Origin of the sequence: Listeria sp. ILCC796 (genome assembly GCF_900186175.1) — a bacterium.
Taxonomy (GTDB): Bacteria; Bacillota; Bacilli; order Lactobacillales; family Listeriaceae; genus Listeria; species Listeria goaensis.
Genome location: NZ_FYBV01000002.1, coordinates 63955 through 82263 on the forward strand (window position 1 = coordinate 63955; position 18309 = coordinate 82263).

Genomic DNA, 18309 nt, shown 5'->3' on the forward strand with positions numbered 1-18309 from the left:
CGCCTGATGGAAAGTTTGCTGTGTTTCTGGCTTTTTGTGCAGCAATTGGACGTACTTCGTAAATTATTTGGAACTAGTTTATTGTTGTTGCAGTGCCGGCAATTCATTTTTATTCAGTCTATTCAAGTAAGGAATCATCATTATGGTTCCCGTAATAAAAGCAATTCCTTCCGTTACCGTCATTGACCAAATCAAACCGTTCAAGCCGTAGAAATAATGCAACAGCAAAACAACTGGAATGAAGAAAGTTCCTTGAATAGTTGCCATAATCCCAGTCTGAGCACCCAAACCAGACGCCTGGAAGATTCCAGTAAATAAACCGGAAAAACCGTTAAAGACCGAGGAAATGAGTTGAGCAGCAAGAATGGTTAAGCCGACTTGAATGACACGTGGATCACTGGTAAATAAACTTAATACGGGTACGCGGAATAAGTAAGCCAAAAGGGCAAAGAGGATTGAGATTCCCCCGATCCATAAAGAAACTTCCTTCAACGCTTCTTTTAAGCGTTTCGTGTTATGTGCGGAGAAGCTATAGGCAAATAATGGCATCACACCTAAAAATAGCCCCATCGTCAAAAATTCAGGTAGTTGGGTGATTCGAACGGCTATGCCAAAGCTAGCAACGACATTATCACCGTATTCAACGGAAAAATTGTTTAACAATAAAGTTGTGACAATCATGAATGCAGATTTAAACAATTCCGAGACCCCAATTTTGTAAACTTCTAATTGGTCTTTGATTGAAAGTTTAAATTGCTTCAAGAAGCCTTTTAAAGACGCGCTTTTCTTTTCTAAGAACCAAACATAATAAATCGATGAAGCGAGATTCGCAATGACGATTGAAATCCCTGCACCAATCATATGCAGATTAAAAACTAAAATCAGTAATGCATCTAAAGCGATACTAACAGCAACACTAATGAACATGCCATACATGGATTCTTTTGATGCCCCTTCTGAACGAACCAATTGTTCCAAAGCAAAATTTAAAATGAAAGCAAAACTTCCTGCAAAAAGGATTGTTGCGTATTGTTTTGTATAAAGTAATGTTTGACCATCTGCGCCAAGTAAGTGGACAAATTGATTCATGAAGATGATTGCGACAATTCCAATAATCACACCAAATAGGATGCTCATGTAAAAAGAATAACCAGCCACCTTTCGACCCTTTTGCTCGTCACCACGGCCTAATAAGCGCGTGATAAAGGTTCCTCCTCCAACTCCAAACATATTCCCGAAAGCCATCAAAATGATTGTAATTGGTAACGCCAAAGTAATCGCGGACATCATATTCGTATCATTTAGCAGACCAATAAAGAAAGCATTGATTAAATTGTAGACCGTCGTTGCTGAGATTCCGACCATCATCGGTATTGACAAATGGGCGATAGCTTTGCGGATTGGCGCTTCCTTTAAATAGTAAATATTTGATTCATTAACTTCTAATTCTTCCATAATAATCCCTTCTTTTGTTAGATTTATAAATGTTAGATTTCTAACTATAAGATTGCAAGCAGTTAGTAACTGCTCGTTCGTTAGAGGCTGCGATCGATTTTTCTTAGTAAAGCTGTCAATTGCTGGACTTCTTCTTCGCTTAAAGCGTGGACTAGTTCTTTTTCTGCCTCATAAAAAGCTTCATTGGTTTCAGCAATCAGCGCTTTTCCTTTTGGCAGTGCGTAAATATTTTTCTGCCTTTCATTGTTTCCAGGTATGCGTCGCTCAATATACCCTTTTTTCTCTAATCCCTGCAACATACTTGTGATGCTTGCACTACGGCGTTGAAACACTTCTGCCAAGTCTTTTTGAATCAATCCTTTGTCTTCATTTTGCGCGATATAAGAAATCATCCGACCTTGTTGCGAACTAACCCCCATATCTTTGACACGCTTTTCCATCGATTCGCGGGATTTATGCATGATGGAACGTAACAAATTCGAAACTACCATTTTATCCAAAATAATCCCTCCTACACCAAATAATTAGATATCTAACTGTTAGAAATAAATATACACGCTTTAAAATAGAATGTCAACTATAAACTTTATATCTAACAATTAGAATTCTAATAAATCGGCAAAGATTTTCGGATTTCTTAATAAAATTAATTTAAAAAAACGCGAAACTCATGGAGATTCGCGTTTCTAAGCCTTGCTAGGCCCACCTACAGATTAATCATTTAACAAGACCTTGCATCATATAGCGGACTGTGAAATTAATTTCGGCTTCGTCGTCCCATGCTGCATCAGGCATGACGATGAAGCGGGTGAGGATAAATCCGACGATATTGGTAATCAAAGCGCGCATGATGGTGCTGTTTGGCATGTCTGCCAATTCTCCTTTTTCTTTGTAGAAATCGATGAGCGCATCAAAATGCTCTTTTACGTGCGTCATGAAAATCTCGGAAAATTGCGTTCGCAATTCGTCATGATACATGAGTTCCATAAAGTAAATTTTAATGACTTTTCCGTTGTCTTTTGCGAATTCAAAACGGTTTTTGATGATAGCTTTTAGGAACGTCTCAAAATCGGCATACTCTTTTTGGAACACTTCTTCGGCGAAATCTTGCGCTAAAAACGGGACGACTCCTTCAATTAAGGTTGGCATCGTAATTGCCATCAGCAAATCTTTTTTCGTTTTATAGTGCCGGAAAATCGTTCCTTCTGCTACGCCGGCGCGTTTTGCAATTTCACTCGTACTCGTAGCAGAAAAACCTTTTTCGGCAAAAAGCTCAATGGCGGCTTTGATAATGTTTTTTTGCTTCTCGCTCATTCGCTTATCTTTTTCTGTGACGTCTAAAATCTGGCGTAAAAGGTCAGTTGGTTGTTTCTCCAAATTTGTTTCCTCCTATACTTTTCGATATTTCTTTAAGGCAAAGATGTTGAGAATTAAAAAGGCCGCTACGAATAGAAGAAGAATGTAGAAATCACCGGCGAAACTACTGAAACCCTCTCCTTTAATCATAATGCTTTGTAGTGCTTGTGCGCCGTAATACATCGGCATGATGTGTGCAATCCATTGCAGCCAGTCGGCCATTCCTTCGAGTGGGAAAATTCCGCAGAAGAGAATTTGCGGCACAATCACGATTGGAATGAATTGGATAATTTGAAATTCGTTGTTGGCGAATGTGGAAAGCAACATGCCAAGTGCGAGTGAGGCCATTGCGAGCGTTAGTGTGATGAGTAAGACATACCAAATGGAGCCGTTTTGAATCATATCGAGTACTTGAACGGAATAGATGGCAACTAGGACGGATTGAAGGAGTGCAAATATCCCAAAGCCAATCATATAGCCGAGTTCAATTTCGATGCGCTTAATTGGTGTGGCCATCAGGCGTTCAAGCGTACCGGTCGTGCGTTCGCGCAAAAATGAAATGCCGGCAATTAGGAATACGAAGAAGAAGACGAAAAAGCCGATGAAAATGGGGCCAATGGTATCAAAAAATGTCGTATCTTTGTCGCCGTAAACATAGTGCGCTGCCACTTGAACATCTGCGCCATTTGTTGGCATGGTAATCGTATTTCCTTGCATATTCGCACCGCTTGCTTGCATTTGTTTGGCAAGGGTTTCCAATTGTTTGGCAGCATCTTTCATTGCGGTTTCTTGTTCTTTTAACAGAGCTCCTTGCATTTTCATCGCAATTTGTTTACTTTTTGTAGGATCGCTGTTTTCATAGGTGATGGTTAATTGGCTGTCAGATAAATCGATGAAGGCATCTAAATCATCCTTTTCAATTTTTTCCTTTGGACTCGAATCATTCGCATATTTTTTTACAGATAAATCATTTTTCTCGAGTTGTGTGATCATGCTATCTGTCATGCCGTGAACGCCAATTTTGGGATTTACAGAATCGCTGTCGAATAGGAAATTGAGTAGCGTGATGAGAAGCAGCGGCGCAATAAACATCAGTGCGAGCGTGCGTTTATCTCGTTTAAACTGGTTGGCGATTCGCTTTACAATGGCTAAAACTCTCATTTTGTCACCCTCCCAAATTTCAAGAATGCATCTTCTAACTTGCCGCTTTCCGTTTCACTCGCGAGCTCGTCAGGCGTACCTTCCGCAATAATCCGTCCCTCGCGCACCATCGCAAGACGATCACATTTTTCCGCCTCGTCCATGACATGCGTCGTCACAAGAATACATTTTCCCGCGTTTTTCAGCTCATTCAGTTCGTCCCAAATCGATTTCCGCAGTTCCGGGTCGATGCCGACAGTTGGCTCGTCCAAAATCAGCACGTCCGGGTCCGCGAGCACTGCAATCGCAAGCGATAGCCGCCGTTTCATTCCACCCGAATAGGCACTTACTTTTTTGTTTAAATCATCGGTCAAGTTCACAAGCTTAGCCGCATAAGCTATCCTTTCGCGTTTTATCGCCCCTTTGAGCAAATAAAGCGAGGCGAAGAAATCCAAGTTTTCCTTAGCCGTCAAATCCACATACAACGCGTCTGATTGCGCCATATAGCCGATTTGGTTCATCACGCTAAGCGTTGGCATTTTAGCATTCAGCACATGTACTTCCCCGCTATCCGCTCTCTCCATGCCAACAATCGCTTTCACAAGCGTCGTCTTACCAGCACCAGAAGGACCGATAAGCCCATAAATTTCCCCTTTATTCACGTTCATTGTCACATCAAATAAAATCTGCTTATTATGAAACTGGATATTCAATTTTTCCGTCGAAATAACCGCTTCCATATCACATTCCCCACTTCAGTTTTTTAATGAGTGATTACTCACTTACAATATAAACCTTTTTAATTGGAATGTAAAGTAAAAACCGCCTAGAAAGTCCTAGACGGTTATTTGCGCAAATACACATCCGAAATCAGATGATTATCCCCTTTATGTAAAATCAAATCAGCGCGGTATTTGGTTTTTTCGATATTTTCTTTTAAGTTTAAGCCGTTAATCGTGTCCCAAATTTCTAGCGCGTAGTTTTCTGCAACTTGTTCGCTAATTTTGGTATATTGATGGAAATAGGAACTTGTATCTTGGAATGCCGTTTCGCGAAGCATGAAGAAACGTTCTAAATACCAGCGTTTAATACTTTCTTCCGCCGCATCCATATAGATAGCGAAATCAAAAAAGTCGCGTGGAAAAAAAGTCGCAGTCGCATCCGTTTGCAACACATTAATTCCCTCAACGATAACAATATCGGGATTTCGAAGCGTGCGCGTTTCTTCCAAAACATCATACGTCAGGTGCGAATAAAGCGGAATTTCGACATTCTTTTTGTTCGTTTTCAAATCCATCAGAAAATCAATAAACCGATTTTTATCATAACTCTCAGGAAAGCCCTTTTTGTTCATAATACCGCGTCGCTCAAGCTCCGCATTCGGGTATAAAAAGCCGTCAGTCGTCACAAGTTCCACTTCACGGGTTTTTGAAAACCAGCGATCAAGCATGAGCTTCAGCACACGTGCTGTGGTACTTTTACCAACTGCAACCGACCCAGCAAGCGCGATAATGAAAGGCGGACGTTCCTCTTTCTTCTTCAAGTATTCCATTTTTTCACCGTGAATAAAAATCGCTTCATGATACTGAATCGCAATTAGTTTTATAAGCGGCAAATAAATTTCTGATATATCCTCAAGAGAAATCCGGTCGTTTAAACCGCGAATTTCTTCCAGTTCATCTGAAGTTAAAATTTGGTCTTTACTTACTTCAAGTTCCTGCCAATCAGCGCGCGGAAAATGATAGTAATGGCGATAATCATTCATTGTTAAGCCCATCCTTTTATCGATTCGTGAAAACGTAAACAGCTCACAAAAATAAGCATAACGCAATCATGTTAAATCCGCAACCAAAAATTAATATTTTCGATAGACGTAAACATCTTTTGGCTTGTCCATTTTGGTATAGCTTTCCACATCGAGCGCTGGAATGTTCATTTTAAACGGCGCATAGTAATCTTGCGTAATCTCACCAGATACCCTTACCCACGTATCATTTGGCAAGTCTTCTGTCCCATCAGGCATTTTCGCAAGCATCCCAAAAACACCAGAGTCTGCCACACAATGAATAATCCCAAAGCGAAATAAGAAAACGTTGCCTGATTTTGTGACAGGGTCATTGTAAACAAAACCAGTGAACTCAATTTTCTTCCCGGTAAACTCGCCTGGATAGTTATATAAAATTTCCATTGTCATTAAATAATTTTCATCGGTTACTATAATCGGATTTTGATTGACGATGGCCGCCTTCTCTTTTTCCATCATTTTTTCATAATCGGATTTGCCAAAATAGCCGCTTGTATCAGGTCGTAAAAATTGGTTTGCGGCATAAGGGTCATCGCCCGCCGCATTGTTTTTCGGAAAATGGAAACCTTTCGCGGACACAATCGTTGAATCAAGTGTGGCGACAGGAAAGAGAAAGCCTACAATTAGCGGGTATGCCAGCAAACTATAAACAAAGATTTTTTTCCAAAGCGTATTTTCTCCGGAATGCGTATGCCCCGCGTGATTATGGCTCGCCCCGTCCTCGTCACGAAAAACCATAATAAGCTGAATAGTGGCAAGCAAAAATGACGCTATCATCGCCGAAAAGGAGAGATAGGCATACTTCATATTAATATATTTACTAATATCGCCGGAAATGTGCAGAAACATCATATAAAAGCCAAAACCGAATAGTATAAAAGCGCGTAACATCGAACTCCTCCTTTTCTAAATAATAAGGGCGTAAAGGAACACCACTACTGTGACCGAGGTGACGAGTAGTAGTACGAATTTTGCTTTGAACGACGCGAGCATCATCATGAGGTTTTTAATGTCGAGCATGGGGCCGAAAACGAGAAAGGCGACAATCGACTGTGTGGAAAAAATGCTGCGGAATGAGGCGCCAATAAATGCATCTGCTTCGGAGCAGAGCGATAAAATGAAGGCTAGTACCATCATGAGTAAAATGGATAAAACGGGACCGTGTCCAATTTGCATGAGCGTAGATGTTTTAATGTACGTTTGCATGGCCGCTGCGATAAAGGCGCCAAACACTAAATATTTACCGACGGAAAAAAATTCATCGACAGAATGCTGTGCGGTATGCCATAATTTTTGCCCGAATTTCATTTCTGCGTGTTGGTGATGTTCGTGGCCATCGTGATGCGCATGAGCATGCGTTTTCGTTTCGTTCGCCACGCTTTCCATGCCGGCAAATTGCGTGATTGTTGTATCGGTTCCGGCAAGTTCAAGCGACGCCATTTGGACGGTTTCAACTTGTTCGTTTGGCTCAGATAAAATTTTCTCTTTCAAACCTTCACCTTTGTAGAAAAAGGCGATTAAATTCCCGACGACCATTGCGACAACGAGGCTGCCGACGACGCGTAAAATTGGGATTTCCCATGTACTTCCAAAGGCGACATAGGTTGAGAAAAGGACGACTGGATTAATAATGGGAGCGGTTAGCATAAAAGCGATTCCCGCATGAAGTGGTACTCCTTTTTTCAACAAATTACGCACGATGGGAACGATTCCGCATTCACATGATGGGAAAAGGACGCCGATGCACGAACCAATGACGACCGCAAAAAAGCGATTTTTTGGGATAACACGTGCGATGAATGCTTCCGAGATAAACATTTGAATGAATCCAGCGATAAACACACCGATTAAGACGAATGGCAATGCTTCTATTAAAATGGAGATAAAAATCGTATTCATTTGTAAAAATGAGCTAGGTAAATTGCTGAACAATTGGTTACCTTCTTCCTGTTTCAAATCTTTGTTTATTCTATTCCTATCAGCCGCAGAAATCAAGTTAAAAAAACACACCTTTCAAAATTGAAAGGTGTGCCCAGACTGATGACAAACGGCCATCTTAGTTCGCTTATTGCGTTTTATTCGGCTCATTATTCCATTTAAAAATAATCCGAGAAATAGGCGGTTTCAAGTGGAATGAGTTGTTCGAGCCAGGCGATGGTCTCTTCTTTTGCCTTGATGCGGCCAATTTTTGCTAGGTAGGTTGGGCGTTTGTAGCTAAATAGCATGGTGGTGAGTGTCCCGATGTCAATTTTCACTTCAGGGCCGACTGCTTCTTGGGTAATGCGTTTCTTACCATCAGCGAATGAAACGCCGAAAGGCCCCAAGTTCCAGTCTAGTAGTGGATCCTCCACAACAAAATGGAAAGCATACTCGTTTCCTTGATGTCGAAATGGGTATTTTTCCAAAAAGCCTAGAACGTCCACGATTCGCGCCATATAGTACGGCTGAATCGTTTCGACAATCTCGCTATCTTCGAGCAAATAAGCAATCGGTTCATTCGTGTAGGTGCGCCCTTTTACATCGGTCACCATCGAAAAATGTGCGCTGATGAAGTTCCACAGCCCTAACCGCGCCTCTTCTGTTAAATAAATCATTTCTTTTAGGTGGAAAATATCGTCCGCAATCCAGTAGAAGACAAAGCCCTGTGGTGTGTGGTTCGCGTCGTAATAAACACCCGCTGTGAGTTCATCTTTTTCCCAGCGAAAATATTCTTCCCACGAGAGCTCACCGCGAATCATCGCTGCGTGATGTGTGCGCGCAAAGCGGTCGTAAGTGGCTTTTATGTCTGAGTGATTAATGTTAGTGCGCTCCACCATGCCAGAAACTTGAACGAGGCTTGGGAGCTGCGTATCTTTAATGGAAAAGGTCATCATATCTGAAATGATTTCCCAGCCTTTGCGGCGATAATAAGGAATTGAATAAGGGAATAAATACGACACGGTTTGCTTGCGGTCGCGCATATCTTTTAAACTTTGCCGCATGAGTTGATGCATTAAACCAAAATTGGCGTACTCTGGATACGTGCCAACGCCCGTCAAGCCGCCCATCTCATAAATCTCACCGTGAATGTTCACCTGAAGCGGATAAACCGCAAGCTGTGACACAAGCTTCTCGTTATCAAACCAACCTAAAACATCTGCTTGTTTTAAAACGGGGCGTTTCGCTTGCTCGATCTCGCCTTCCTCGTATCCTACTTCTTGCAAATCTTGGTTCGTCACCTGAAACACATAGCGCAAAAGTTCATTAAACTGCACTAAGTGCTCCATCTCAACTTTTTTCATTTTCAACCTGTCATGGACATCATTCTGCAACGTAATATTACCTCGCTTTAACTTGAATTAAGTTCACTTTATCATAAACACCGCAATAATTCACTTTTCAAGTTGCCGCAAAATTCTACTATTTTCCAAATAAGCCTCGTTTAACTTCTCTTTTTCTGCCGCACTTATTTTCGGGTCGGAAAGCTTCGCGGCGATTTCTGTAAGCCGTAACTGGACAACCAATTTGTCTTCCGCAACTGTTTCTTTAGAGCTATCCTCTTCCTTCAAAATGTCCGTCATCGCTTTTGGAATCCATTTCATCGTGCCATCTTGAATGCGAATCACTTGTTCAGACACATTGCGAACGAACGCCCCGTCATGCGAGACAAATAAAACGGCGCCGTCAAAACCGCGAATCATACCTTCGAGCGCTTCCATCGCGTCAATATCCAAGTAATTGGTTGGCTCATCTAAAATGAGCAAATTGGCATCGCTTAGTAAAATCATCGATAGATAAAGCTTGACGCGTTCGCCGCCAGATAAAATCGTAACTTTTTTATTTAAATCGGCCTGCGTAAAATGCATGCTACCTAAAACGTCCATCGCAAGCTGTTTGTCGTGGGCATTCACACGGTTCACATTTTCAATTAACGTGTCGGAAAGTTTAAGCCCCGCCAGTTCTTGATCGAAGTAGGCGATTCGTACTTCCTTCGTCCGCCGAATAAAATCGTCCTCGTTTAAAACCGCTCGCAAAAAGCTCGTCTTCCCGCTGGCATTTTTCCCAACAAGCGCCACTTTATCTCCTATTTTTAACGAAAAAGCTTCCGTTTGAAAAAGCTTCTTCCCTGGAACTGTGACGTCCCCTTTCGAAATTTGCAGAAGCGTCGTGCCCTTTTTCAGTCTGCGCGTTTCCGGCAGCGTAATTTTAACGGGCTTAAACTGAAACGGTTTGTCGACGTGTTCGAGCCGCGAAAGCCGTTTTTCGGTCGCCTTAATCGTTTTATGCTGGCTTTTTTGCTGAACGCCTTTAAACATCTTGCCGTATGCCACTTCTTTCCGTGTCAGCCCTTTTTTAAATAGCTTCTCCTGTTTAGCGTCCATGCTGCCTGCCATATCTTTCCGATACGAAATGGCCGACTCCAGCCGTTTTTTCTCCGCCACATTTTCCGTGTACGCTTTTTGCTGCATTTCCTGCTCTTGCGATTTTTGCTTACGATACGCCGTATAATTTCCTTTGTACCGTGTAACCGTCTCCCCTTCAAGCTCCCAAATTTCCGAACAAATCGCGTCAAGAAAATCACGGTCATGTGAAATCACAAAAATCGTCCCGGCGAATTTCTTAAAATCGCGTTTTAAATGCGCCGCACTGTCCGCATCTAAATTCGAAGTTGGCTCGTCCGCGAACAAAAGCTCCGGTCTTGTACGCAGCACTTCCTGAATCAACTTCCGCGTTTTTTCCCCGCCACTGAGCCGCTCATCTTGCGGATTAATTTGCCGAATGTAACCTGTTGCACCATCACGAAAAACCGTCCCCGCATCAGCTTCCGCTTCGCCAGCTAAAATTTCAAGTAACGTCGTCTTTCCTGTCCCGTTCCGCCCAACAATACCAATTTTATCTCCGTGTTTGGCTGTCAAATGCTGAATTTCAAACAGCGTTCTTGCCCCCATATCTTTTTTCAAATCTTTTACTTCTAACGTAAACATAAAAAAACCTCCTGTCCATTTTCCGGATAGGAGTACACAAAATAAACATAAGTCCGCAGATGTTAACAAGCGAAATGAGCATACGTATCCTGTCCGAAAAAAATGGTTTTGCATTCATTTTTTCATATAAAACAGGATTATAATTTCATTGGCTTAAAAATAACACCCCTTTAATTTAATAATTTAAGTATAAAGACATTTGCTGTTTTTTGCAAGTTTTGCTTGCTAACTATATCGCGTCGTGATATAATTAAGGCATCAAATATATCGAGGTGCGATACAATGTTAACTGATGCTTTAAGAAAAACGTATCTTCCAATGACAGAAACCGCCTTTTACATTTTATTTTCTTTGAGTAAACGAAGGCATGGTTACGCCATCATCCAAAACGTCGATGAGCTAACAAATGGCCGCATCAAGCTGGGGCCCGGAACTTTATATGGGAGTCTTTCCAAAATGAAAAAAGATGGTTTAATTGAACCCGTTGAAGAAGTAAGCAATCGAAAAATCTATCAAATCACACCTCTTGGACTTGAAATTTTAGCACTTGAAAAAAAACGTATTATCGAACTTTACGAAAATATTGGGGGAATCCGCCATGAAAAATAGGAAACGGACGATTAAATTTTTTACTGTCGCGAATTTTGAAAAGGAAGAACAATACTTGGAAAAAATGGCGGCTTCAGGTTGGCACTTTGAAAAATACCGCTTTCCTTTTTACTATTTTAAACAAGGGGAACCTAAAAAAATGTCTTATCAGATTGATTTCAAAGCGGATTTAAATGATTTATCCGAGTACGTAAGCCTTCACGAGGATGCTGGCTTTCAAAACGTCTTCCAATATTCCATTTTTCAAGGGGCATGGATGTACTTCACACACGAAACTGTTCCAAATGAACCGCAAGCGCAACTCTATACAGATTCAGAATCACTTATTGAACTTTGCAAACGAATTCGCTTACGTTGGACAATTTTCGGAGCTATCATGATTCCTTTTAGTGTATTTCCAACTTTTACCTTATCGCCATATTGGCTTGTATTACCACTTCTCCTCATCATTCTTTACGGCAATATCTTTATCACTTTAACAAGAAAAATAAAGACTTTAAGCTAAAATGACTTCTATTTATAAAAAAACGAGTAGTGACAAGCACTACTCGTTTTCTGTTACGGGTTGTCTAATTTCTTCTTTCTCCGGTTGTGGTACGTCCTTTTTAAACGCTAGGAAGTAGCAAAGGCTAACAAAAATGGCGCCACCGACTAAATTTCCAAGATATACCGGAATGATATTTAAAATGAAATCCCCCCATGTATAGTGCCCTGCGAAAATCGCGGCGGGAATAATAAACATATTCGCGACAACGTGTTGGAAACCAATGGCAACGAAAGCCATAACTGGAAACCAAATAGCTAAAATTTTACCAGCAAAATCTTTTGCACCGTAAGATAACCAGACAGCAATACCAACAAACCAGTTACAGCCGATACCTGAAACGAAGGCTACCCAAAACGAGGCGTCAATTTTTGATCCCGCCGTTGCAACGGTTTTTTCCAAAAAGTCACCTTCCGTAAGACCGATGAAGTGTCCGAAAAAGTAAGCGACAAACAAAGCGCCTACCAAATTCATCACCGTGACAATGCCCAAATTACGGAGCAGCATCGCAGTAGTTATTTTTTTATCAAAAAAAGCTAACGGAACCGCCATCATATTGCCGGTAATCAGTTCCCCGCCGCCGAGTAAAATGCAAACTAAGCCAACTGGGAACACACTCGCACCGATAAATGTGGCGAAGCTTCCCCACTCATGCGGCATCGTCCCTACAACGCGAATATAAAGCAAATACCCGAGCGAAATAAATGCGCCTCCTAGAAATCCTAAAATAACTAAACTTAATGTACCCGAACGCGCTTTTTGAATCCCCTTTTCAATCGTCACATCTGTAATTTCTTTTGGACTGTAATAGGACAAACTCAATCACTTCTTCCTTTTTGTTAATTCATTCACAAAAATGCGATTTCATTATAGCATATTTCGTCTGTTCCTTCTAGCCATTTCCAAATAAAAAACGCATCAGTCCAATTGAACATGATACGTTTTTTTATTTATGATGCAGGAATCTTTCCTGTGTTAGTCAACAATTTTACGGACAACGGGAATGCGGATTTCAAACTCGCTTTCTCCGTTGATGTCTTCTTTTAAATCAAAAATTTCAATTTTAAATGGTAGCGGATCGAAAACAGGAAAATCAGCCGTCATGTAGGGTTCATAATTGCGATTCTCGATTTCTGACGCAACTTCTTTGTAAGTTGCCTCGACATCTGTTTTCCCCTCGTGTTTTCCAACAAAGTAAGTGTGTGCTGGAATTTCTAGCCATTCGAGCTCATCAGGCAAATGTTTCGGCTTGTGGTCAGCTAAAACCGCCGAATAATGCGTCAGCCCTTCCTCGATATTGTGAATGGAAATTCCGTAAAGCTCTGTAAACTCGCCTCCTAGAAGCGATTTCATTTTCTGGATGACCTCCCGAATATTTCCCTTGCGTGCCTCGGCAAATGTTCCCTGCCAAGCTAAGCCAACTAAAAAGAGATCTTCATGTTCTTCTAACCGTGCTGATTGTAAAGACACTTCACTCACTCCTTTGCTGCTTTATAGCTAAAAGGATAACACAAAACGGCAGAAGTTGCACACTAAAGGATGACGCCGATTAGAACCGAAATCAAAATCACGGCAAGGAGCAATATCCAAGCAAGCGGTCGCGCCACATTAATCGTCCAACCAAGGCCAAATCTTTTTTCGACAAAGAGCGCAGGATCACTTTTGTTTAAATAAAAGATACCTAGTTTCCAGTACTTGTCGTCGTCCCGAATGGGCTTATCTGTATTTTTCGTCCCCCCGATTTTCAGCCTTGAGCCGCCTTGACCCACGAAAAAAGCAAGCAGGAAGACGATAACTAACAGGAGCAACATGAAAATAAGTGTCACCGTCGTCATTATTTCCGCACTAAGCCCAGTTAAAAATGTCAATTGAATCCCAAAAAGCATCAAGACCATTAAAATACACATCACAAGCATTGCTTTACTAAAAATAGCGCGCGCAAGCTGATTGCGCCTTACAGAGTCATTTGGATTATCATTATCCAGCACCTGTTTACTGCGCGACATGATAAAATTGATTCCCATAAATAAGCCAATCATGAAAAGTTGCATCACGATGAGCAACGATACATTCCGAACGGTCTTCGGCATTTCATTCGTGATATTTCCGTTGAAATCGTAGTGACTCGGTATGACGTCTGGTGCTGAACTGTAGAACACAATCGTCATCGCCACCGTAATCAGTGTAATCAAAAACGGAATGAGAAACCACGCATAAGAAATAATCATTTTATTCCGGTGAAAAGCTGTATCAACGAGGACAACGCTCGATTCGCCAATTTCCCCACGCTCAATTTTGTTCGCCTTCCAAGCGACCGTTTGCCGGTGATATTTCACGTAAAGCACGAATGCAATAATTAAAATTAAAAACATCGATGCCGTAAATAAAAAGCCTTGCGCCGTATCATTTCCTGAAAAAGCTGCCATTAAAGCAAAACTAAGCAATACAACAAAAATTCCGTATAGCACTACTTTATAGGCGTATTGCTTTTTCATTTGCTTTAGTTCAGGCTCCTGGTTAGCTCGGACCCCGACGCTGACACCAAAACATTCTGTCCGGTGCACAATAAACGGGGTTATCGCTTCCAGTAAAATAATAAGTAGCGACATCATTATGAAGATAATTGCCTCCATTTTTATTCTCCTTCCATCTCGCTGTATAAAGCAGTAACCAATTTTGTCATCTCATCAAGTGGCATTTTGCGCGCAGCCGCTTCCGCAATTATCGGCCGAATAGCCCGCTTCAACTTTTCAAAATAAGCTTGATCTGCCAAAAATGCACCATCAGGGTGAATGACAACCCCTTTTTGTCTATGAATTAAAATAAAGCCTTCCTGCTTCAATATTTGATATGCTTTATTCACAGTATGAAAATTAATACCAATATCAGCGCCTAAACTTCTTACGGAAGGTAAATCATCGCCTGGTTTTAACTCATGCTTCGCAATGCCTTCAATAATCTGATTGACAATTTGCATGTAGATGGGCTCTTCTGCCTGTAGGTCAATCTGTAAGAGCATACTTCCCCCTCCTTACTGTTATATATATAATATAACAGTTCTCGCAGAAGGTCAATTTATACATGGCTATTTCATGCGGATAATGGTACACTATAAAAAAAGAATTTTAGAAAGGGGCTCCAAATGAAAGGATCACGCTTTAGGGAAAGCAAGTTATTCTTTTGGACAATCGAAGTTTTGGCGGTTGTCGCAATTGTTTTCTTATTACTTCAAATGAAATATATATTCTCACCAATTGGGGTTATTATTTCAACTTTATTTTTACCAATTTTAGTTTCGGGATTTTTATTTTATATGTTCAACCCACTCGTACTTTTTTTAGAAAAAAGGAAGGTCCCACGTCTACTTAGTGTCATTTTAATTTTCATCGCATTCATCGTGGTGGTCACACTTGCAGTCGTTCAAATTGGCCCTATCCTTGCCGATCAAATATCTGAACTTGCGAAAGCAATTCCAGGTTACTGGTCTGATTTTGAAAAATGGCTCAGCGGCATTACAAAAAATCCACCATTAAATGATTTTGATATTAAAGGTGAACTCGAAAAAGCAAATATTTCGGTACCTCAAATCTTAAATAGCGTCTTAAACGGTGTAACTGCAGGAATTGGCGCCATCGCAAGCTTCCTTACAAGCTTCGTGATGATTCTCGTTACGGTGCCGTTCATCTTACTTTACATGTTTAAAGATGGTCATCGCTTTATGGATTCCGTTGAAAAGTTTTTCCCGAAAGTTATTCGTCCAGATGCCAAAAAAATCATTCAAGAAATGAACAAAACATTATCCTCTTACATTAGCTCGCAAGCTCTGGATTGCTTATTTGTTGGTATTTTTACGTTTATCGGCTATTTAATTATCGGCCAGCCATATGGCCTGTTATTCGCGCTTATTGCCGCTGTAACAAATATTATACCGTACTTAGGGCCTGTCATTGGAGCGGCACCTGCCGTTATTGTGGCACTCTTCACTTCGCCGTTCCAGGCGTTGCTCGTTATTATTGTAGTTGTCATCGTGCAACAAATCGATGGCAACGTGCTTCAGCCACTTATTATGGGACGCTCGCTTAAAATTCACCCGCTAACAATCATCGTCATTTTACTTGTAGCTGGTAATTTAGCTGGACTACTTGGCATGGTTTTAGGTGTCCCACTTTACGCAGTCGTTAAAACGATTATTGTTAATATCGTCAAACTCATTCAACTGCGGCGAGGTGATAAGAACGCACCTCCTCCTGATGATGGGGAAAGTGAACTCGATACTTTGGAAACATAATAAAAAACGCAAAACAAAGAGGCTGGGACATGGAGATCAGCCTCTTTGTTTTGCTTATTCTGCTCGAAAATGCGAAATGTCATTCAGTCGTTCAACTTTAAATAGGCCGTTTTCGTAAGCTAAAACTGTTACGCTGGCGTTGTCTAGGACAAAGCTTTCTGTGATGGACGGCTCGAGTTCGTGGACGATGTTACGAATGGTGTTTCCGTGGGCCACAATTAGGACGTTTCCACCTGTGTCACGGTGTTGGTTGATGACGTGAAGGAAACCTTTTTCGACGCGTGTCCAAAAGGTCATGAAGTCCTCGGCATCGCCAGTTGGGTCGGCTTTTTTCGTGTCGTTCATCATCGTTCTGACGTCCACTTTTGAAAAGAAGTCTTCCTGCGAATCGTAGCCGTTAGAGCGGGCGATTTCGTCCCACGCCACACTCCCCTTTTCCCCCTCAAAAGAACCGAAGAACGTTTCGCGAAATTCACTGCGAGGTTCAAGTTGCAGACCGAAGCCGTGTTTATTTTCGTGAAGCAAGATTTCAGCAGTTGAAATGGTGCGGTGCAAGTCACTCGAATAGGCGGCAACGAATTCTGTGTCCGCAAGACCTCGCCCGCTTTGACGCACGATTTCAATCCCTTCTGGTGTGAGCGGGGTGTCCGCCCAGCCTTGCATGCGCAGGTTTTTGTTTAAATAGGTTTGTCCATGTCTAACGAAATAAAGTGCAAGTTTTTTTGCCATGATAGCTCCTCCTTTTTTATCGCATCGTAACAAATTCTTCGGCGCTCGTCGGGTGAATCGCAACTGTGTTGTCGAAATCAGCTTTCGTTGCACCCATCTTAATTGCTACTGCAAAGCCTTGTAATAATTCGTCCATGCCGGCTCCAATTCCGTGTAGTCCGACAATCTTTTCGTTAACGCCTTCGCAGACGAGTTTCATGCGGCACGGCTCGCGATGTTCGGTAATAACCGTGTACATCGATGTGAACGACGACGAATAAATTTTAATATTTTTCTCCCCAAATTTTGCTTTTGCTTCTTCTTCGGTTAAACCAATCGTCCCAATCGGCGGATGGCTGAACACGACAGTCGGCACAAGATTGTAGTCCAAATGTTCGTCAAGCTTCCCGTTAAAAAGTCGCTCAGAAAGCCGTCTACCCGCTGCAATCGCTACTGGCGTCAGCTCGATATGCCCCGTCACATCACCGACCGCATAAATCCCCGGAACCGAAGTATTTTGATATTTATCAACTTTGACAAAACCTTTTGCGTCAAGTTCTACGCCACTAGCGGCAATATTTAGCGTCTCAGTAACTGGAGTCCGCCCAATCGCCCAGATTAGCTTATCAACGACCGTTTCTTGCCCATTTTGGAGTTCAAGCGTTAGGCTGCCATCTTCGTTTTTTCGAACAGCTTGAGGCACGCTTTCCGTGTGCAGCTTCGGCCCCGTTTTCGCCATCAATTCTTTTAGGGTCTCCGAAATCATTGAATCAAAATGGCGCAGTGGCAGAGACTTGCGAACAAAAAGATGCGTATCTACGCCAAACGCGTTTAAAATCCCCGACAATTCAACAGCAATGTAGCCAGCTCCAACGACGGCCACGCGCTTTGGCAACTCACGCATTGCAAAAAAGCCGTTTGAATCCGTTCCAAACTCGGCGCCTGGAATATCCGGAATTGTCGGCTTGCCGCCAGTTGCAATTAAAAAGTGGTCCGCCGAATAAGTTTCGCCTGCGACCTCGACCGATTTTTCACTCGTAAATTTAGCGAAGCCGTTTAAAACCGTCACTTTATTTTTGTCTAAATTGGATTTATAAATACCGTGTAGCCGCTCAATATAGGCTTCGCGATTTTTGACGAGCGTTTTAAAGTCAAAATTCACCTTTCCGTTTAACCCATAATCCGGGCCTAGTTTTTCAATGCCCTCTTTGATTTGCGCCCCGTACCACATCACTTTCTTTGGAACACAGCCAACATTGACGCACGTCCCGCCAAGATGAACAGGCTCAACTAACGCCACCTTTTTCCCGTACATCGCCGCCCGGTTCGCCGAAGCAATTCCACCACTGCCTCCGCCAATAACAATATAGTCGTAATGTTTACTCATAAAAATCCTCCATTCCTGACTAGCTCTTCTCAATTAAGTGTACTAGAAAAAGAG

19 protein-coding genes are annotated in these 18309 nt (G+C 41.9%); 3 read left to right on the top strand and 16 right to left on the bottom strand.

Going from position 1 to position 18309, the window contains the following annotated elements; translation table 11 throughout:
• Nucleotides 1-78: 78 nt before the first annotated feature.
• The 10 genes from CFS04_RS02990 to abc-f all read right to left on the bottom strand — a co-directional run bounded on the left by CFS04_RS02990 (nt 79) and on the right by abc-f (nt 10719).
• Complete coding sequence (locus tag CFS04_RS02990) at nt 79-1455, bottom strand: MATE family efflux transporter (RefSeq protein ID WP_088809138.1); 1377 nt, start codon at nt 1453-1455, stop codon at nt 79-81.
• Between the two features lie 80 nt (nt 1456-1535).
• Complete coding sequence (locus CFS04_RS02995) at nt 1536-1946, bottom strand: MarR family transcriptional regulator (RefSeq protein ID WP_205408896.1); 411 nt, start codon at nt 1944-1946, stop codon at nt 1536-1538.
• A gap of 226 nt (nt 1947-2172) precedes the next feature.
• Nucleotides 2173-2769 (bottom strand): TetR/AcrR family transcriptional regulator, encoded by a 597-nt coding sequence (locus CFS04_RS03000; RefSeq protein WP_240310324.1) that lies wholly within the window; start codon nt 2767-2769, stop codon nt 2173-2175.
• Between the two features lie 75 nt (nt 2770-2844).
• On the bottom strand, nt 2845-3972 hold the full coding sequence (locus CFS04_RS03005) for an ABC transporter permease (protein ID WP_088809140.1): 1128 nt from the start codon (nt 3970-3972) through the stop codon (nt 2845-2847).
• Nucleotides 3969-4691 (bottom strand): ABC transporter ATP-binding protein, encoded by a 723-nt coding sequence (locus tag CFS04_RS03010; protein ID WP_088809141.1) that lies wholly within the window; start codon nt 4689-4691, stop codon nt 3969-3971. Before CFS04_RS03010 ends, CFS04_RS03005 begins: the two co-directional genes overlap by 4 nt.
• A gap of 104 nt (nt 4692-4795) precedes the next feature.
• Entirely contained in the window at nt 4796-5716 is a 921-nt protein-coding gene (gene coaA / locus CFS04_RS03015; RefSeq protein WP_088809142.1) for a type I pantothenate kinase, read from the bottom strand.
• A 90-nt stretch (nt 5717-5806) separates the two neighbouring features.
• Nucleotides 5807-6646 carry a TIGR03943 family protein gene (locus CFS04_RS03020; protein ID WP_088809143.1) on the bottom strand — a complete coding sequence of 280 codons (840 nt, stop codon included), beginning with the start codon at nt 6644-6646 and terminating at the stop codon, nt 5807-5809.
• Nucleotides 6647-6661: 15 nt separating this feature from the next.
• Nucleotides 6662-7687 (bottom strand): permease, encoded by a 1026-nt coding sequence (locus tag CFS04_RS03025; RefSeq protein ID WP_088809445.1) that lies wholly within the window; start codon nt 7685-7687, stop codon nt 6662-6664.
• 164 nt (nt 7688-7851) lie between these two features.
• Nucleotides 7852-9036, bottom strand: coding sequence for an enhanced intracellular survival protein Eis (gene eis, locus CFS04_RS03030; protein WP_088809144.1), 1185 nt, complete (start codon nt 9034-9036; stop codon nt 7852-7854).
• Between the two features lie 90 nt (nt 9037-9126).
• Nucleotides 9127-10719, bottom strand: a complete 1593-nt coding sequence (abc-f, locus tag CFS04_RS03035) for a ribosomal protection-like ABC-F family protein (protein ID WP_088809145.1) — start codon at nt 10717-10719, stop codon at nt 9127-9129.
• A 282-nt stretch (nt 10720-11001) separates the two neighbouring features.
• Between abc-f and CFS04_RS03040 the strand changes: the two genes are divergently transcribed.
• On the top strand, nt 11002-11328 hold the full coding sequence (locus tag CFS04_RS03040) for a PadR family transcriptional regulator (RefSeq protein WP_088809146.1): 327 nt from the start codon (nt 11002-11004) through the stop codon (nt 11326-11328).
• Complete coding sequence (locus CFS04_RS03045) at nt 11318-11833, top strand: DUF2812 domain-containing protein (RefSeq protein ID WP_088809147.1); 516 nt, start codon at nt 11318-11320, stop codon at nt 11831-11833. Before CFS04_RS03040 ends, CFS04_RS03045 begins: the two co-directional genes overlap by 11 nt.
• Before the next feature lie 39 nt (nt 11834-11872).
• Here the strand turns inward: CFS04_RS03045 and CFS04_RS03050 are convergent, their stop codons facing one another.
• From CFS04_RS03050 to CFS04_RS03065, 4 genes are all read right to left on the bottom strand, one after another.
• Nucleotides 11873-12688 (bottom strand): formate/nitrite transporter family protein, encoded by an 816-nt coding sequence (locus tag CFS04_RS03050; RefSeq protein WP_088809446.1) that lies wholly within the window; start codon nt 12686-12688, stop codon nt 11873-11875.
• A gap of 159 nt (nt 12689-12847) precedes the next feature.
• Nucleotides 12848-13342 (bottom strand): GyrI-like domain-containing protein, encoded by a 495-nt coding sequence (locus tag CFS04_RS03055; protein ID WP_088809148.1) that lies wholly within the window; start codon nt 13340-13342, stop codon nt 12848-12850.
• 62 nt (nt 13343-13404) lie between these two features.
• Nucleotides 13405-14505, bottom strand: coding sequence for a DUF1648 domain-containing protein (locus CFS04_RS03060; RefSeq protein ID WP_088809149.1), 1101 nt, complete (start codon nt 14503-14505; stop codon nt 13405-13407).
• Nucleotides 14506-14507: 2 nt separating this feature from the next.
• A complete protein-coding gene (locus tag CFS04_RS03065; protein WP_088809150.1) occupies nt 14508-14891 on the bottom strand; it encodes a GntR family transcriptional regulator in 384 nt (127 codons plus the stop codon).
• Nucleotides 14892-15014: 123 nt separating this feature from the next.
• On the opposite strand from CFS04_RS03065, the gene CFS04_RS03070 reads away from it, so the two are divergent.
• A complete protein-coding gene (locus CFS04_RS03070; protein WP_088809151.1) occupies nt 15015-16160 on the top strand; it encodes an AI-2E family transporter in 1146 nt (381 codons plus the stop codon).
• Nucleotides 16161-16214: 54 nt separating this feature from the next.
• Here CFS04_RS03070 and CFS04_RS03075 read toward each other — a convergent pair whose 3' ends face one another.
• Both CFS04_RS03075 and gorA read right to left on the bottom strand, forming a co-directional pair.
• Nucleotides 16215-16889, bottom strand: a complete 675-nt coding sequence (locus CFS04_RS03075; RefSeq protein ID WP_088809152.1) for a histidine phosphatase family protein — start codon at nt 16887-16889, stop codon at nt 16215-16217.
• Nucleotides 16890-16905: 16 nt separating this feature from the next.
• Nucleotides 16906-18255 (bottom strand): glutathione-disulfide reductase, encoded by a 1350-nt coding sequence (gorA, locus tag CFS04_RS03080; RefSeq protein WP_088809153.1) that lies wholly within the window; start codon nt 18253-18255, stop codon nt 16906-16908.
• Between the last annotated feature and the right edge of the window lie 54 nt (nt 18256-18309).

What these genes read in the sequence shown, in the direction of transcription:
- CFS04_RS02990 (WP_088809138.1), bottom strand. Translation starts at nt 1,455, where the DNA reads ATGGAAGAATTAGAAGTTAATGAATCAAATATTTACTATTTAAAGGAA.
- CFS04_RS02995 (WP_205408896.1), bottom strand. Translation starts at nt 1,946, where the DNA reads ATGGTAGTTTCGAATTTGTTACGTTCCATCATGCATAAATCCCGCGAA.
- CFS04_RS03000 (WP_240310324.1), bottom strand. Translation starts at nt 2,769, where the DNA reads ATGAGCGAGAAGCAAAAAAACATTATCAAAGCCGCCATTGAGCTTTTT.
- CFS04_RS03005 (WP_088809140.1), bottom strand. Translation starts at nt 3,972, where the DNA reads ATGAGAGTTTTAGCCATTGTAAAGCGAATCGCCAACCAGTTTAAACGA.
- CFS04_RS03010 (WP_088809141.1), bottom strand. Translation starts at nt 4,691, where the DNA reads ATGGAAGCGGTTATTTCGACGGAAAAATTGAATATCCAGTTTCATAAT.
- coaA (WP_088809142.1), bottom strand. Translation starts at nt 5,716, where the DNA reads ATGAATGATTATCGCCATTACTATCATTTTCCGCGCGCTGATTGGCAG.
- CFS04_RS03020 (WP_088809143.1), bottom strand. Translation starts at nt 6,646, where the DNA reads ATGTTACGCGCTTTTATACTATTCGGTTTTGGCTTTTATATGATGTTT.
- eis (WP_088809144.1), bottom strand. Translation starts at nt 9,036, where the DNA reads ATGAAAAAAGTTGAGATGGAGCACTTAGTGCAGTTTAATGAACTTTTG.
- abc-f (WP_088809145.1), bottom strand. Translation starts at nt 10,719, where the DNA reads ATGTTTACGTTAGAAGTAAAAGATTTGAAAAAAGATATGGGGGCAAGA.
- CFS04_RS03040 (WP_088809146.1), top strand. Translation starts at nt 11,002, where the DNA reads ATGTTAACTGATGCTTTAAGAAAAACGTATCTTCCAATGACAGAAACC.
- CFS04_RS03045 (WP_088809147.1), top strand. Translation starts at nt 11,318, where the DNA reads ATGAAAAATAGGAAACGGACGATTAAATTTTTTACTGTCGCGAATTTT.
- CFS04_RS03060 (WP_088809149.1), bottom strand. Translation starts at nt 14,505, where the DNA reads ATGGAGGCAATTATCTTCATAATGATGTCGCTACTTATTATTTTACTG.
- CFS04_RS03065 (WP_088809150.1), bottom strand. Translation starts at nt 14,891, where the DNA reads ATGCTCTTACAGATTGACCTACAGGCAGAAGAGCCCATCTACATGCAA.
- CFS04_RS03070 (WP_088809151.1), top strand. Translation starts at nt 15,015, where the DNA reads ATGAAAGGATCACGCTTTAGGGAAAGCAAGTTATTCTTTTGGACAATC.
- CFS04_RS03075 (WP_088809152.1), bottom strand. Translation starts at nt 16,889, where the DNA reads ATGGCAAAAAAACTTGCACTTTATTTCGTTAGACATGGACAAACCTAT.
- gorA (WP_088809153.1), bottom strand. Translation starts at nt 18,255, where the DNA reads ATGAGTAAACATTACGACTATATTGTTATTGGCGGAGGCAGTGGTGGA.